The following is a 15,874-nucleotide window of genomic DNA, read 5'->3' as shown; positions in this document are numbered from 1 at the left end:
CGTCTCCAATCGTTACGATGTAAGAATACGGATGTTCTCCTTCAGGAAGGTTTTCATATAAAACTCATAGCGCTCTTCTTGATCGTTATACGTCATTTCAAACTGCTCACCTAAAATCGCCAGTTCCACTCGGTCAATGTCTTCCATTTTGTTTTGTGCAAACAACTTAGAATCACGGTAGTAAAACTGTGCATTCCCATCTCTTAACTGTGGTCCTGTCATCTCTTTAATCGTATGTACATCCATAACCCCTTCGGTAACATACGCTTTTGTTATCGGTTCATTGTGATTTATTCGTATTGACCGGTCAACGTCTTGACCATTTGGTTCCCGGTTCTCCCAGTCCCCTTTTTTTATGATAAAACCAATTTCTTTCACTGAAGGGGCAACCTCAATATATGCAACTGCGTTGCCGTCTTCAATATGTGAAAATTCAATCTGATCATCTTGCACCCCTGTCCCCCATACCCAGACGTCCCAATCATCATAGTTGTTATCAGTACGGTCGTACGTTAACTGGACGACGTGGTGGTCGTTTACCGGTTGTTCTGCTCCAACACTTGCCGGATAAGCGGTGAACAACGATTGCACCGTCGACACAAGCAACAGAAAAATCATAAAGCTTGCAAACGTATTTCTCCTTGTAAAATGGCTCATTAACCCTTCCTCCTCTTCAAATAATGTAACCGGTTGCACAAAAACACAAACATGTAGTAAGCGCTTTCAATTAAATCATACCTTATTTGTTCGTGTAAATCTCACATTCATATAAAACAAACAATATTCCTATAAATCACGAAGTACAAAAGACCTATTCATAACTTTCCTGCTTGAACCTAGTGTGCTATATGAGTTGAACGAAAAAAATTTCACTAAATTCGATGACCGAGATCTGTCTTTGCAGGCAAACGCCTACCAATCGTCTGTTGAAGTTCATCTCACTTCGATGTCGATCGTTGTTCTTTACTCCAAGGGTTGTGGAAAACACAGAAGCCGTTTGCTGAATTGCAAAAAGGTGTGACCGATGGGAACCACCTGGCGCAAGTGTGTGATGGTCTGGCACGTATGTGACAATCCAGCCTTCTAACCGAGTACTTTCGGTCCTCAACGGTCCCATATATCGCGATTTGTGACCGTTGACTTCGTTTATGTGCACATCCACGTACAAAATGATGATTTTTCTTTCCCAAATGTCACAAAAATGAATATATGGGGCATTTGGGCGTCTTTCCACACCGTGACCAGTAGGCAAAAACGCGAACCGTGTTGCTCTTATGATTGGGAGTGTCAAGAAAACACGATATGCGTACTTTGACCACCGATGTTGCACTTGTGCGCTGGAGTACGACCATGCGCCTGCAGTGGAAAACAACAACAAACTTTGCAATCAGGAAAATGGTAAGTTCATTCTATATAACGTATTTTGCTATATACATAACAAACCGCCCCGAAAAACGGGGGACGGCTCTTCATCTGCTGAAGTTCGTCTACAACAAACGGACAACTTAATGAAGCGTGTTTAATTGTTGCTTAGATAATTGTGCCTTTGCGTCTTGAACGAGGGAAGCCGTAATATGATAGCGCAAAAATGGGGTAACGAGATATACACGTTCAAATAACGATAAGCTATGTTGTTGCAACTCTTTCGCAATTTGTAACCCTTCTTCTTCCCCTCGTTGCACATCTTGACCACAAGACTGCATACGTTCTCTCACTTGTTTCGTAAGGGTAATTCCAGGCACTTCATTGTGAAGAAATTCTGCATTGCGACTATTAATGAGCGGCATAATGCCAACATAAATTGGCACGTTAATATGTGCAGTTGCTTTTTTCAATGCATATAGTGTATCTACGTCATAGACCGGTTGTGTCATGACAAAGTCCGCACCTAGTTTGATCTTCTTATCTAATCGTTTAACGGCTTTTTCCATCGAAGAGACGTTTGGATTAAATGCGGTTCCAACTCGGAAATTTGTTTTCACACCGAGTGAACGACCAGAATGGGAAAACCCTTCGTTCATTTCTTTTAGCATAGAGATCAGATCAAATGACGTGAGGTCATACACCGATGATGCTCCAGGGAAATCACCCACTTTCGTTGGATCTCCAGTGATTGCTAGCACATCGGTAATGCCGAGTGCATGCAAGCCAAGAAGGTGAGATTGCATGCCGATGAGATTTCGGTCCCGGCAAGCAATGTGAACAAGTGGGCTCGCACTCGTTCTTTGTTTAATAAGTGTAGCACTAGCGACATTGTCCACTCTCGATGTCGCTAACGAATTATCTGCGAGTGTAATTGTATCCGCACCTGCTTCGGTTAAAGCTTTTGCGCCGTCCACAAATATGTCCAATTTCGATAAAGACTTCGGTGGATCAAGTTCAACAATGACGCTCGGTACCTTTTGATTCGAAACAGGGTGATCTTTTGATTCCAGTCGTTTTGAACGAACATAATGGTTATTTGACGTTTGTCGTTTGATCGGCTCTTTACCTTTAAGCTGATCTTTTAACGCACGAATATGTTCGGGTGTCGTTCCGCAACAACCTCCGATGAGATTTACGCCTAAATTTCTAAAGGACACTGCCTGACTTTTGAAATAATTTGGGTTGGATTGATAGACAAGCCTTCCATCTCGGATGCCTGGTAAGCTTGCATTTGGATAGGCAGACAACAATAAATCCGTCGGAATATCACTCTCTTTAATGGATGTAATCGTTTGAGCAGGCCCATTCTGCAATTCAAACCGACAACATCTGCACCTTCACTTTGCAACCTTTGCAAAGCATCTTGAAGCAAAATGCCTCCGTGCAGCACACCCACATCTCCTAAGGACACATTGGCAACAATCGGGATGGATGCATCTTGCTCTTTAATGAGCCGGATGGCACGAATAAGCTCGTGCAAATCATAGTACGTTTCAAGTAGCATGACGTCGGGTGAACTCGCTAATAGTGCCTTTGTTTGTTCTAAAATTGCGTCATCAATTTCTTCATCGGTCCACTCACTTGACCGACCATCCCGAATACCGCCAATCGTACCGGCTACATACGTTCCGTCAGAATGTGCCGCTGCTCGTTTTGCAAGTTCCACACCGGCTTCATTAATTCGAGTAACTTGTGACTCTAGCCCGTAATTCTTCAACTTTAAGCGATTCGCAGCATATGTATTCGCCTGAATAAGATTGGCGCCTGCTTTTACATATTCCAAGTGGGCTTCGTATACTTGTTCCGCTGCATAAAGGTTCGCCTGTTCAATTGATCCGGTAATATCTTGGCTGTAAAGAAGGGTTCCCATTGCACCATCACCAATAATGATTGTCTTTTGTAAAGCTTCAATAAATTTCACCATGAGCCTCCTATACATTCACGAGTTTCGCCGCTTCTTCAAAAGCATAACGAAGATCATTAGTAAGGTCGTTTGCACTTTCAATTCCACAAGACATTCTCATAAGTGTTTCATCGATGCCAATTTCTAATCGGACGTGCTCTGGAACATCGGCATGGGTTTGAGATGACGGGTAAGTCATTAAACTTTCCACCCCACCGAGGCTTTCAGCAAACGTAATGAGTGATAGATTTCGTAAAAGTGGGTCAACGAGCTCTGGGTTTGTAACACGAAACGATAACATCCCACCTTTGCCAGGATAAAGGACTTCTTTCACGAGTGGGTGTTCGTCTAGATACACAGCCACTTCTTTCGCATTCTCTTCATGTTTCTTCATACGTAATGACAATGTTTTCATTCCTCGTACGAGCAGCCAACAGTCAAAAGCCCCAAGCGTCATTCCGATCCCATTTTGGATGTCGAACAATTTCTCCCCAATCGCTGGGTCTTTCACTGCAATTAATCCTGCTACGAGATCATTATGTCCGCCCAAATACTTGGTCGCGCTATGAATGACAATATCTGCACCTTCTTCTAAAGGTTTTTGCAATAGCGGGGTATAAAACGTATTGTCAACAATCAATAGAACGTTATTTCTTTTAGCAATCGCTTGAATTTGCTGAATATCCGCTTCCTGCATTTGCGGATTCGTCGGTGTCTCAATGAACAGTGCCCGCGTGTTATCTGTAATCGCTTCTTCGAGTAATTCTAGGTTTCTAGGGTCAACGTATTGAATGTTCACGCCCCACTTTGGCCAAAACTGTTGGAACAAACGATATGTCCCTCCATATAGATCGAGGGACGCAATAATTTCATCCCCTTGTTCAAACAATGAAAGAACCGTTTGAATTGCCGCCATTCCGGAACTACAAGCAAAACCTCTCGATCCCATTTCCAAATCAGCAATCGCTTCTTCAAGAACGTCTCGTGTTGGGTTTTTCGTTCGAGCGTAATCATACCCTGTAGACTCCCCAACACCAGAATGACGGTACGCAGTGCTCATATAAATCGGGGCATTAACCGCTCCGGTCGTTTCATCTCTTCGGTTTCCTGTCTGAACGAGCTTCGTTTCTTGTGAATATCCCTTTGCCATTCAAATCACCCTCTCTACGTGAACCAAAGATAAAAAATGCCCTCTTCAGAGTATGAAGAAGACACGATCGTTTCGATGTTTCTTCTTATCTCTCGGCATATCATGCCAGTAGGAATTAGCACCTGACTCCTTGAGCTGGTTGCTGAGACTTCTTAGGCCTATCCCTCAGTCTCTCACGATAAGATTCCTTGTTCATTTAGTTGTAGTGTTACGATACCTTATTCAGAAGCAGGTTGCAAGTATATTTCTATTCTGGTGATGCTTCAATGACGAGCTCTTCTTCATTTCCGCATACACATCGTTTGAATCCTGTCTCATATTCACCGTCATTCTTCTGCCTTCCGCGCAGAATATACTTTTCTCCACACTTCGGACAGCGGATGACGATTCGATACCTCGCATCTGTCGTCATGAAGCTCCCTCCTTAAACTGACTGTTTACTGTTTTCATTTGCTTTTTTTACCTTACTTAAGCCTAACCACCATAAAAAAATCATAAACGGAATGAGGACAAACGGCATCCAATTGTTGGAATAAGTGAGTACTAGATTAAAGATACCGTGAAAGACGACGGGAAGAATCAAGCTATACATGAGCCATTTCTTCCTTTGACCCCGTACTTGATAACGGGCAGAACCTAAATAATAACCCATAATCACACCGAAAAGTGCATGTCCACTCACTGGGAATAGCGCTCTTCCTATAACCGCGTCAGGGCCTTGACCTATAAGATAAAATATATTCTCCAGCGTCGCGAATCCTAATGAAAGTGCGACAGCATAAACAATTCCATCGAATTTCACAGTGAATTGTCCAAACTTATAGACCGTAAAAATCAAGAAAAACCATTTAAAGAATTCTTCCAGCAACGCTGATTTTAGAAATGTCTCTGCCAATCTAGATGTTAACAAACCTTCTTCTGTCAGCGCAAATTGTATGACCATTATCGGAAACACGATGAGCATTCCGATAATAAATGCCCGAATAACATCTCTCCACCCAGCGCTTCCATATTCATTTCTTAAGTAAAAATACGTGAGCAATGCCAAGGCAGGAGCAGATCCAACAGAAATGAGCGCCACAACATTCATGTCTACTTCCTTTACGTATTTATTGGTCGAATGCCGATTGAAGGTTCATTAGTTCTGCTGATAAGAGCACGTATAACTTTACTTTTGCTTTCTTACTACTATAGTCTTTGCCAAGAATCACACCTTGATTCAACAAGTCATACGTACTACCTTCATAATCGTATGAAGGGTATACTTCTCCTTCTTCTGCACTCGTCGTAATCACGATCGGTTTTTTGGCGTTACGTATGAGCGGCATGTACGCTTTTGGTACTTGACCTCGTCCGAGCCCTCAATTACGATCCCATCGATGCTCGATGAGTCAAGCATGAACTGTAACACTTCGGCAGAAGCACCTAGATGAACTTTCAAAATTTCAACGTGAAACTCCTTTTTCGGAGTAAACCGCGGCTCAGAAATAATAACCTCACGCACGAGTGGTTTTTGGAAGATGTGCGCTTGATCATTATCAACAATTCCAAAATACCCGTAACCAAAAGCATTAAAACCTTGAACATTACTTGCATGTTCTTTTCTAACATATTTAGCAGAGAACATTCTCTCATTAAAGATAACCACTACACCTAACTCTTTTACTCTGGCGTCAGATGCGGTAATGACCGCATTTCTTAAATTCACAGAAGCGTCGCTACCGACTTGTTCAGGCCCACGTTGTGAGCCAGTGACGACGACAGGTTTAGACACCGGTAACGTTAACTCTAAGAAGTAAGCAACTTCTTCTAACGTATCTGTTCCTGACGTGACGACCACACCGGTAATACTTGGATCTTTACAATAGTCCATCACCACTTCTCTTACGTTCCACAAGTCTGTAAATGTTAAGTGAATGGACGGCTTGGACACAGCGGAACAAATCTCTAAAGAAACGTCAAAAGGAGCATCCAATGAAGCGACTAACTCTTCACCGTCTAGCTCCCCAGCGACTAACTTGCCTTCTTTCGTTTCTTTACTGGCAATTGTCCCCCCCGTTGTTACGAGTGCAATGGATTGCATCTACTCACCTCTCATTGGCTGATTTCTCGATGTGCGATGACTTCAGCAATCGCATCTCCGTGATGTCTGCCTGTTTCAATAAAAATTTCATTTGCGTTGTTGCCAGCGGCTATGACCCCAGCAATGAATAAGTTTTTGACGTTTGTTTCCATGGAATCAGGTTTATAAAACGGTCGTCCAGACGTCGCATCCATTCTTACACCCATCTCTTCTAAAAACGCATGGTCAGGGTGGTAGCCAATCATGGCAAACACAAAGTCTGCAGGAAGGTCATGCTCCTCATCGTCTGTTGTGACATAACGGACGACGTCTTGTGTAATTTCGGTAATATTTGCTTCAAAAACCATTTGAATATGACCATTGTTCACGAGTGATGTGAATTGCGGAAGAATCCACGGTTTTACTTTAGGTGAATAATTCGCGCCACGATAAATAACCGTCACTTGAGCGCCTGCCTTTTCCAACTCCATCGCTGCATCGACGGCTGAATTCTTGCCACCAATGACAACCACTTGCTGACCTTGATACGGGTGTGCTTCTTTAAAATAGTGATACACATGAGAGAGCTCTTCTCCCGCCACCCCTAATGCATTTGGATGATCGTAATATCCGGTCGCAATAATGACATAATCGGCATGATACTCGCAATACTCACCTTTTTGTTTTCTCGTTTTCACATGAAAAGTTCCATCATCAAAAGGTTCAACAGACTGCACGGATTCATATCGATTGACGGACACACGCTTACGCTCTACAACTTCACGATAGTAGACGAGTGCCTCATTGCGTTTCGGCTTTTGGTTTGTCGAATAAAAAGGAACGTCACCAATTTCTAACTTTCTAGCCGTGCTAAAGAACGTTTGGTGTGTTGGATAACGAAAAATGGAAGAGACGATATTATCTTTCTCAATCACTCGCGCTTCTACACCTTTTTCTTGTAAACGAATGGCGGCAGCAAGCCCGCATGGACCTGCGCCGACAATAATCACTTTTTCTCGTTTCAAACTGTCACTTCCTTATGACCATCCTCGATGTACAAAAGCATCTGCGTGCTTTCTGATCCCGATCATATATGCTGCTTCGCGCATGTTGATTTGCTCGGTATTTGATAGATGATACGTATTCATAAAGGCATGTTTCATGGACGCTTTCAGACGTTCGTTCACTTCATCTTCTGTAAACGTCTCTTTTTTATAGTCTTGCTGTTGTTCCAAAGCAGAAAGAGCGAGATTCCCAAGACCAGATAGAATTTCAGGCACAATCAGTTTGCCATTTTTCCTTAAGATCTCTGTTGCCTCGTTGTTTAACGTTTGTTTTGCTGTTTCAACAATCACTTTTGCTTGTATACTGGAGACGGCTTTTTCCGTCATCGTGTCTTTATGAATCGACGCATCAATTAATATGTCGCACTCCGACGACAATAACCGTTCTTTTGATATCGACTTTCTGAACAAATTCGTCACCATCCCGAAACTATCTCTTCGGTCTAGTAGGTAATCAATGTCTAAACCGTCAGCATCATATAAAGCGCCATGACCGTCCGAAACGCCGACAACAATACCCCCAGCTGCTTCAATTCTCTTCGCCAAATATGCCCCCGTATCGCCAAAGCCGTGAACGATAACTTTAGAGCCGGACAAATCAACGTCTTTCACCTCAAGAGCGGCTTCAAGACTATAGTATGCACCTTTGGCAATCGCGTGGTCTCGTCCCTTAATGCCTCCTAAAGCTTCTGCACGTCCGGCAACAGGTTGTGTGGCATTGTCTGGTTTAATATTAAGCAGTTCGTCATACATCCACGACATAAGCTGAATGTTCGCCGTTGTTGGGATTTCAGGTGTAATAACATCTTTCGTTGCAGAAAGTAGCGGCAACACAGCCCGCACATAACCACGGCTGAGCTGTTCAAGTTCTTGATAGGACAGTTCCGAAGGGTTGCAAATGATTGCACCACTCGCTCCACTGTATGGGAGATCGAGCATGCCAGCTTGAAGAGACGTGCGAATCGCTAATGCTTGTACATCGGTTTCATGAAACGTGGGATGTAAAATTACACTTCCAATAGCTGATCCTGCAGCATCATTATGTTGCACACGATACCCGGTAAAGACTTCCGTGCTTCCATCGTCCATCTTTACAGGAATGGATACTTTATAAGTACGAAAAGGCGAGGTCAAAATCTTTGTAAGGTCACTGGAATAGCCAAAAGAAGAAAGAGCATTCGAGACAATCTGTTGAAAGGCTTCTAATCTAGAGTTCACAGCCTTTTTTTGACTCGAGTCTGGATCCAGAACTGCCTGTTCTTGTTTTTGTTTATTCCCCATTGCGGGCCACCTCCATATAGTTAAGCCGGAGTCAAGGCTACTCCTGTAACTCCGGACGAGCACACCAATACACATCAATAAAAACACTATAATCTTACTATATTAAAGATCGATCTTTTTTTCCACTTGTTTGTTTGGTTTATTATTAAAAAACACCATATTTAGCCGTTGAACTGCTCCTGTTTCTATAAGCTGTCTGCCGTGTTCCTCAACAGCTACATGAGAGTAAGCACATACATCTCCGTATTCAGATATGATGGCGATAAAGCGATCATATCCTAAAAATCTTGTCGCTGTTGATGGAAAGTATAGATAGTAACGATCTTGCATTGTGAGTAGCTTCCCGCTTTTTACGCCTAAACGATGCAGCTGTTTCACGAGCTGAAGTACCGCTTCAAAGTCTTGAAATTTATAAAATAAGTCACGTCGCTCGTCAACAGTAATATCCATTTCAATCATATCGTCTTCTTCTGAAATATCTTCTTCATTTTTTGATATGTGAATGACCATTCCTTGAGCAGGCAAAGAAAATACTTCTACCGATAATGCTCCATCTACTTTAAACCCAAAAGTCACATCTGCTTCAAGAATTAACTCTCGGAACAATTGATGAACTTTCGGTCGATCTAGCCATAGATCATCTTTTGTCAGGCCGCGTTCTTTAAGATCATCAAACGTTAAAAATACCTTTATTTTATTGGCGGCAATTCTTTCAAGACGCATCGCCGGCCCTCCTTTTCCCTGTAGGCAAATCGTGAAAGCAGTTCATTTCTATAAGCTATTCACGATGCCTTATCCGTGTTCTTTAACAGGAGGACATTGAAAGGCCCTTTTTACTCGGAAGGAGCGATGCGAATCAAGTGTACTTCAGCCGGAGCACCGAGTCGTAGAGGCAGTCTTCGTGTACCAAAGCCGTTACTAATTAACAACTGTCCAGCCCCAAACGGTTGCCATTTACCTGCCTCGCGAATGCCAAAACCAAAAATACGAATTTGCCCTCCGTGAGTATGCCCACTCAAAATCAAGTCATAGTCTTGACTGTCCCTATACATTCTTGGGACGTGAGGATTATGACTAATGAGGACATTGATCGACGCACGGTTAGAAATTGGCTGCACAACCGCTTGTGAAGAGGTATGATCTTTCGTCCCAAAAACATGCAAACTGCCTTCGTTCACCCACGCATGTTCATTCTCCAATGTGCGTACGCCATGCTTTTGAAAAAGACGTACGAGTGACGGCTTCGCAACATTCATGTCATGATTGCCATACACAAATAATACGTCGTCAGCAATTTGTGAAAGTACACGCAAGTTTTCATCTGTTCTTGATAATGGTGTCCCTCGCTCTAACAAGTCTCCACCAATAATTACGACGTCAACTTGTGACTCGATCACCTTGTTTACCCAATGCTCTTTAATGACTCGTCGATGCACATCACTGATGAATAACAACGTTACCGGTTGAGACTGACCAGCAACAATGAGTCGATGCGTGCGAACGCGGCAGCGCTTCGCTTCAACACCCATATATACGAGTAAACCGATCCCCATGACGAACAGTAGCGCCACTACGCCGATCATCTTCTGCTACGCCCAACGATCCATAAGTTGTTGCATTCCTTCACTAGCACTCATCTCCATCCACTTGTCAAAAGGGAACTCACTTGACTCGTGGTTTATATAAATTGTGTAACCGCGGGCATAACCTGGCAGTTGATTCACTGGACTTACTTGCATACTCGTTCCAATGACGATAAAACAATCTGCTTCTTCAATTTTTTGGATGGCTTCTCCCCATACGTCATGTGGGAGCATTTCCCCAAACAAAACGACATTCGGTCGCAACATTCCCCCGCACACCCGACAATGGTCACCTTGCATGAATGCTCCCTTGTCATGCGAGGTTTCACAATCATGACAGCGTGTCGTTTGGATGTTTCCGTGCAGCTCTAAAACGTTTTCATTTCCCGCTTGTTGATGAAGCCGTCGACGTTTTGCGTAGCAAGCATATGTAATTTCCCTTGTTCTTCTAACTGTTTTATCAACCGATGCCCGACATGAGGTTCGATCGTCTCTAATTTTTTCATCCGTTCTCGATAAAAAGATTGAAACACATCTGGATGGTTCGATAGTGCTTGAACACTCGCCACTTCTTCAGGGCGAAACGTTTGCCATAACCCTGTCTCGGATCGAAAATCTGGGATCCCCGACTCTGTAGACATTCCTGCACCGGTTAGAATTGCGACTCGTTTTACATCTGTTGGTATCATGGAATCTTCCTCCTTCGACCGTTCATGAAATTGCCATCACCTAACACTGGATGAGGTAGGTCATTTCTCTTATAATTAAATTATGACAGAGTCAGTTTGAGGTGTGAGATGGAATATTTAATTTTTATTGTCGGAACAGCTCTTTTTGGAATTGGATTTTTTTTATTGCTCTTATTATTATACATGAAAAAAAAGATGACAGTTCCATTCATTATGATGGGTGCCGGCGTACTCTTATGCTTTGCCGGTCTTATACTTGCCCAAGATTTTTCTGCTACATGACATAAAGCAACGAGGTTGGCAACTGTGCCACCTCGTTGCTTTAGAAAACCAGGCATATATCCGCTTTTAAAATATTGAATGTTCAGTTAGAATGAATGTATTGCACGGTAAGGAGGCGACACGATGAGACAGATGCTTATTTTTAATGAAGACTTACAATTTAATCAACGGGTCGGAATGCCAGTAAAAGTCTACTGCCGGACAAGGCAAAAGACACTTGCCCTTGGGAGGATTCAGGCGATCACTCCCCACTTCATTAACGTTTCAAAAACGTGGTTCATGCGCAGAGATTATCTAATTATCGGAATTGCGCCAACAGAGTGATTATTGATGAAAAAGGTTCACCCCATGCACACGCTCTAGCCATTCTAACGTTTCATAGCGACGATTCGCTTCAACGGTCGTTGGCCATAATTCATCGTACCGTTCAATGATTTCATTTCGCAATGATTTATAATCTTTCTCCGCTTCATCGTACCGTTTCTTCACAATGGTTAAGTAGAAAGTCAACCCTCCTGCTATGACGAAGAGCGGGAGCACATACGGAGAATTGATCATGTATTCAATAACCGTGTACTCTCCTTGATTTGCAGCGAGAAAAAAGATCCCGACCAAGATGATCCAAGCAGCAGTAGATACCCATCCACAGAAGATGACGCGCTTTTCTTGCTTCTTTTCTTCTTGTTTTCTCGAAATTAATTCTGTAAGTAAACGTCTAGCAAATGGTGACATCTGCTTGTTCACATCCACGATCACCCTAACCACCTCTTCCTACACTATATGCTGGCTAGGACAATGTATGAATGCTACTGAATGGCAAAAACGAGCGTGACAAAAACAAGCAGTACAAAAACAATCGTGAGAATTTGTATGAGTCTTGGACTCTTTTTTTGTACCCTTCTTGTCGTTTCGGGTTGTTCGTTCTCTTCTACGTCTTGGCCATCGTCAATTGATCTTCTTGATTGCCTGCGATACGTATCCATTCTTTTAGGGGTGAGCGTTGCCGAAACTTCTTGCTCACTTTGTTCATTATACTTTCGACTTCGGTACTTCTCCGCCAAGTGACCCACCCCTTTCGTTGCCATAAGTTACTTGTACAGTAACGTATTCCCGGTAATTTGACAAATATCCTGTTTCAACGTTCATGTGAACACGTTGAAAAAAAACGATAATCATCATAAAATAGAAAGGAGACCAATTGTGGAGGGATAGTGAAATGAACATATACTCGATCGTTGACAAGGATACATGTATCGCTTGCGGCGCTTGCAGTCTATCTGCTCCCAACCTTTATGATTACGATGAAGAAGGGCTCGCCAGCTTCACACCTGACGATAATCAAGGAACGACCCCTATCTCAGAAGCAGATGAAGATTGTTTCATGGACGCTTATGAAGGCTGCCCGTCAGATTCGATTAAATATGCGAATGAGCTTTTTTCGGAGACCCTCTCCGAAATGAATGAACGAAGCCCATCGAAACCCTACCTCGAAGACGAGGTATTTTCATTCCCATTTTACTTTCGTGCGTCAGTGAATTAAACACATAGATAAAAAGGAGATGGACCGATTGAGTCAGACCATTTACGTACTTGTAGCAGATCACATGAGCAAGGAAGGGTTAAAACCACTACATGATGAACCTTCCATAGAGGTCGTGGAAAGTTCCCCAGATCAAGTCGAATCACTAGAAAAGTTCACTGCTTTAATTGTACGCAGTGCCACTCAAGTTGATGAAGCACTACTCCAAAGATTGCCGAATTTAAAAATTGTAGCCAGAGCAGGTGTCGGGATTGATAATATCGATCTTGACGCTGCCACGAAACATGGCGTAATCGTCATTAATGCCCTGATGGTAACACCATTTCTACTGCTGAGCATACATTTGCGATGATGATTTCCTTGGCAAGAAATATACCGCAAGCCTATGTGTCTGTGAAAGATCGTGAATGGAATCGAAAAGCTTTTCAAGGAATGGAACTAAGAGGAAAAACACTCGGCATTATCGGCTTCGGCCGTATTGGTTCAGAACTTTCAAAACGAGCGTCCGCGTTCCAAATGAACGTCATCGTATTTGATCCTTTTTTAACGCCAGAACGAGCAAAAAAGGCCGGGGTGTCCCTCGTCACGTTTGATGACCTCTTGCAAGATGCCGATGTCATCACAGTACATACCCCTCTTACAAAAGAAACAAAAGGGTTACTTGGTGAGAAGAACCTCGCGAAAACGAAGAAAGGTGTGTTGCTTCTTAACTGTGCCCGGGGCGGCATCATTGATGAAGAAGCATTGCGTAAAGCGATTGAATCGGGTCATATTCGAGGGGCTGCACTCGATGTTTTTGAAAACGAGCCGACCGACCATTATGAATTAATTTCCTTGAAAGAGGTCGTGGCAACACCTCATATTGCGGCCTCTACAGTTGAAGCCCAAGAAAGCGTCGCCTCACAAGTTTCTGAGGAAATTGTACACGTCTTGCAAGGTGCGCCAGCCATTCATTCTTTGAACTTACCGGCAATTTCAGAAGACTTGTATGACAAAATTAAACCGTATTACAACCTTACAAAACTGATGGGACACTTCGCGTCACAATGTGTGAAAACAGCGGTGAAGCATATTGATGTAACATTTAGTGGAACGATTGCTAACGAAGAAACTTCGGTCCTCACGAGAAGCTTTATGGCTGGGTTCTTGTCGCCAAGAGTAGACGCAGGGGTCAATGAAGTGAACGCAGGGGTGATTGCAAAAGAGCGGGGAATTTCATATAGTGAAATCCACAGCTCAGATGCGCACGGTTATGCAAATATCGTAGAAGCTAACATTTCAGGCACAGCTGGAGAGTTTCTTGTTCGAGGAACACATATCGATGCATACGGACCACGAATCGTACGCATCAATGAATTTAACGTTGACTTGTTTCCTTCAGGTCATCTTCTCTATATTCGTCATAACGACCAGCCAGGTGTTATTGGGGAAATGGGACAATTGATTGGAGAACACGGGTTAAATATAGCAACGATGCAAGTAGGAAGAAAAGAAGAAGGCGGAGATGCAATTATGATGCTGTCTGTCGATAAAGAAGTCCCTGACGCCGCCCTTCGTGATTTATTATCAATCGATGCCATCCTAGCAGCTGACCTTATCGAGTTATGATTTTCTTTTTAACGATACAAAAAGGGCTCCTTTGCGGAGTCCTTTTTTGTTGAACATATACGTTTTTACGGTTCAGGAAAGAAGTGATACAGAATCACAGCCAGTTGTGTTTCCTTTTTCTGCGATAAAAACCGCTCCCCTTCTTCTGTCAAACAGGCATGCTCGCTTGTCAGGAGTAGCCACTTTTCTTGATCTGCGACGCGATGGAAAAATCGATATAAGTTTACAGCCTTTGGCTTTTTATGCTCGAGCAACGAATACTCTAATCGTGCTTCGATGTGTTTCCAAAAGGATGCAGTCAATAAGCCATCTGTGTCTAAACGAACCGGTTGTTGATGACGAATCATCGTGAGTACAGAACGGAATAGAATTAATAGCCACGCTTCTTCGCTGTTTTTCTCCTGATCATTTAACCAGCGAAGCATTGCAGCCGGCATGTTCTGGGCTTCCATCCACTCTGACTCCTCTCGTACTTTTACTCGTTTACTATACTTTTAACCAAACTTGCATCATTAATCGTCGTTTTCCCTACCGATACTTCAGTCGAGATGTGACTAAACTCTGGCTCTTCAATGAGTAGCACAAAGAAATTCAACAAAGACAAAAGTATTGATGCAAAAACAAACACTACACACATTCTTTTTACATAATCCAGCACCTCATGCAGCTCCTCTACAACACACTCTTCACCAGTGATGTATATGCAGCGCAGGCATGAATCATTAGTCTTTAAACACGATTGCACTTCTCTCATATGGAATATCGGCAACATCGAGTGAATGGTTAACGAATCTGGCAACAGTAAAGAAATAATCTGACAGTCGATTCATATAAGCAAGTACGGGCATATGAATCGTTTCGATTTCAGCAAGTGCAGCCACTTCACGTTCTGCTCTCCTCGTTTCCGTTCTGCAAACGTGTAAATCCGCTGACGCTTCACTGCCTCCAGGTAAAATAAATCGTTCAATTTCAGGGGAAAGACTCGTCCAATGGTCAATCCACTCTTCTAATTGAGCGGCATTTCTTTCTGTTACTTTATATGTCGGGTCGGCTTCACCGTTGCAAGATCACTCCCGCAATCAAAAAGTTCGTGTTGAATGACGAGGAGTTCGCTCTCTAGCTTATGAAGTTCCCTCTTTTTTGCAACGGAGTGGCGTGCCTTCGCAACAAAGCTGTTCACTTCATCGATGCTCCCATAAGCGACGATTCGTTGGTCGTGCTTTTTTCGACGTCCACCGATTACACTTGTTTTGCCTTCGTCTCCGCCTCGTGTGTAGATTCGCATCG

14 protein-coding genes, 6 pseudogenes and 1 riboswitch are annotated in these 15,874 nt (G+C 43.1%); of the genes and pseudogenes, 4 read left to right on the top strand and 16 right to left on the bottom strand.

What is annotated here, in order from left to right:
- Positions 1–12: 12 nt before the first annotated feature.
- The 11 genes and pseudogenes from JCM19037_RS21895 to JCM19037_RS02630 form a co-directional block, all read right to left on the bottom strand.
- Positions 13–657: a pullulanase-associated domain-containing protein gene (locus tag JCM19037_RS21895; protein ID WP_052363471.1), complete on the bottom strand. Its 645-nt coding sequence runs from the start codon at positions 655–657 to the stop codon at positions 13–15.
- An 848-nt stretch (positions 658–1,505) separates the two neighbouring features.
- Positions 1,506–3,346, bottom strand: a pseudogene (locus JCM19037_RS29815) (bifunctional homocysteine S-methyltransferase/methylenetetrahydrofolate reductase).
- A 10-nt stretch (positions 3,347–3,356) separates the two neighbouring features.
- Positions 3,357–4,478, bottom strand: a complete 1,122-nt coding sequence (locus JCM19037_RS02665) for a methionine biosynthesis PLP-dependent protein (RefSeq protein ID WP_042397571.1) — start codon at positions 4,476–4,478, stop codon at positions 3,357–3,359.
- An 82-nt stretch (positions 4,479–4,560) separates the two neighbouring features.
- A riboswitch (SAM riboswitch) is annotated at positions 4,561–4,663 on the bottom strand.
- Positions 4,664–4,725: 62 nt separating this feature from the next.
- Complete coding sequence (locus tag JCM19037_RS25475; protein ID WP_193744228.1) at positions 4,726–4,890, bottom strand: hypothetical protein; 165 nt, start codon at positions 4,888–4,890, stop codon at positions 4,726–4,728.
- 12 nt (positions 4,891–4,902) lie between these two features.
- Positions 4,903–5,568 carry a glutamic-type intramembrane protease PrsW gene (gene prsW, locus JCM19037_RS02660; protein WP_042397569.1) on the bottom strand — a complete coding sequence of 222 codons (666 nt, stop codon included), beginning with the start codon at positions 5,566–5,568 and terminating at the stop codon, positions 4,903–4,905.
- A gap of 19 nt (positions 5,569–5,587) precedes the next feature.
- A pseudogene (locus JCM19037_RS02655) lies at positions 5,588–6,561 on the bottom strand (asparaginase).
- An 11-nt stretch (positions 6,562–6,572) separates the two neighbouring features.
- Positions 6,573–7,565 carry a YpdA family putative bacillithiol disulfide reductase gene (locus JCM19037_RS02650; protein ID WP_042397568.1) on the bottom strand — a complete coding sequence of 331 codons (993 nt, stop codon included), beginning with the start codon at positions 7,563–7,565 and terminating at the stop codon, positions 6,573–6,575.
- A gap of 12 nt (positions 7,566–7,577) precedes the next feature.
- Positions 7,578–8,885, bottom strand: a complete 1,308-nt coding sequence (locus tag JCM19037_RS02645) for a Glu/Leu/Phe/Val dehydrogenase (protein WP_042397566.1) — start codon at positions 8,883–8,885, stop codon at positions 7,578–7,580.
- Positions 8,886–8,987: 102 nt separating this feature from the next.
- Positions 8,988–9,608, bottom strand: a complete 621-nt coding sequence (locus tag JCM19037_RS02640; protein ID WP_042397564.1) for a genetic competence negative regulator — start codon at positions 9,606–9,608, stop codon at positions 8,988–8,990.
- A gap of 110 nt (positions 9,609–9,718) precedes the next feature.
- A complete protein-coding gene (locus JCM19037_RS02635) occupies positions 9,719–10,468 on the bottom strand; it encodes a metallophosphoesterase (RefSeq protein WP_052363470.1) in 750 nt (249 codons plus the stop codon).
- Positions 10,469–10,474: 6 nt separating this feature from the next.
- A pseudogene (locus tag JCM19037_RS02630) lies at positions 10,475–11,109 on the bottom strand (NAD-dependent deacetylase).
- Between the two features lie 156 nt (positions 11,110–11,265).
- Here JCM19037_RS02630 and JCM19037_RS25470 point away from each other — a divergent pair.
- Together JCM19037_RS25470 and JCM19037_RS02625 are read left to right on the top strand one after the other, a co-directional pair.
- Positions 11,266–11,439, top strand: a complete 174-nt coding sequence (locus tag JCM19037_RS25470; RefSeq protein ID WP_193744637.1) for a hypothetical protein — start codon at positions 11,266–11,268, stop codon at positions 11,437–11,439.
- A 123-nt stretch (positions 11,440–11,562) separates the two neighbouring features.
- Complete coding sequence (locus tag JCM19037_RS02625) at positions 11,563–11,763, top strand: hypothetical protein (RefSeq protein WP_042397562.1); 201 nt, start codon at positions 11,563–11,565, stop codon at positions 11,761–11,763.
- Here the strand turns inward: JCM19037_RS02625 and JCM19037_RS02620 are convergent, their stop codons facing one another.
- Together JCM19037_RS02620 and JCM19037_RS02615 are read right to left on the bottom strand one after the other, a co-directional pair.
- Positions 11,764–12,195, bottom strand: a complete 432-nt coding sequence (locus JCM19037_RS02620) for a DUF2663 family protein (RefSeq protein WP_042397559.1) — start codon at positions 12,193–12,195, stop codon at positions 11,764–11,766.
- Positions 12,196–12,245: 50 nt separating this feature from the next.
- Positions 12,246–12,500, bottom strand: coding sequence for a hypothetical protein (locus JCM19037_RS02615; RefSeq protein ID WP_042397557.1), 255 nt, complete (start codon positions 12,498–12,500; stop codon positions 12,246–12,248).
- Between the two features lie 155 nt (positions 12,501–12,655).
- On the opposite strand from JCM19037_RS02615, the pseudogene JCM19037_RS02610 reads away from it, so the two are divergent.
- Together JCM19037_RS02610 and serA are read left to right on the top strand one after the other, a co-directional pair.
- A pseudogene (locus JCM19037_RS02610) lies at positions 12,656–12,903 on the top strand (ferredoxin).
- Between the two features lie 95 nt (positions 12,904–12,998).
- Positions 12,999–14,587, top strand: a pseudogene (serA, locus tag JCM19037_RS02605) (phosphoglycerate dehydrogenase).
- Between the two features lie 65 nt (positions 14,588–14,652).
- Here the strand turns inward: serA and JCM19037_RS02600 are convergent.
- The 3 genes and pseudogenes from JCM19037_RS02600 to JCM19037_RS02590 form a co-directional block, all read right to left on the bottom strand.
- Positions 14,653–15,039, bottom strand: a complete 387-nt coding sequence (locus tag JCM19037_RS02600; protein WP_042397554.1) for a hypothetical protein — start codon at positions 15,037–15,039, stop codon at positions 14,653–14,655.
- A gap of 23 nt (positions 15,040–15,062) precedes the next feature.
- A complete protein-coding gene (locus tag JCM19037_RS02595; protein ID WP_042397551.1) occupies positions 15,063–15,245 on the bottom strand; it encodes a hypothetical protein in 183 nt (60 codons plus the stop codon).
- A 64-nt stretch (positions 15,246–15,309) separates the two neighbouring features.
- Positions 15,310–15,872 (bottom strand): annotated as a pseudogene (locus tag JCM19037_RS02590) (cob(I)yrinic acid a,c-diamide adenosyltransferase).
- Between the last annotated feature and the right edge of the window lie 2 nt (positions 15,873–15,874).

This window comes from Geomicrobium sp. JCM 19037, from assembly GCF_000698105.1.
In the GTDB taxonomy this organism is placed as follows: domain Bacteria; phylum Bacillota; class Bacilli; order Bacillales; family Marinococcaceae; genus Geomicrobium_A.
Note: the sequence above shows the minus strand (reverse complement) of the source record. Positions and strands in the feature narration are given on the sequence as shown.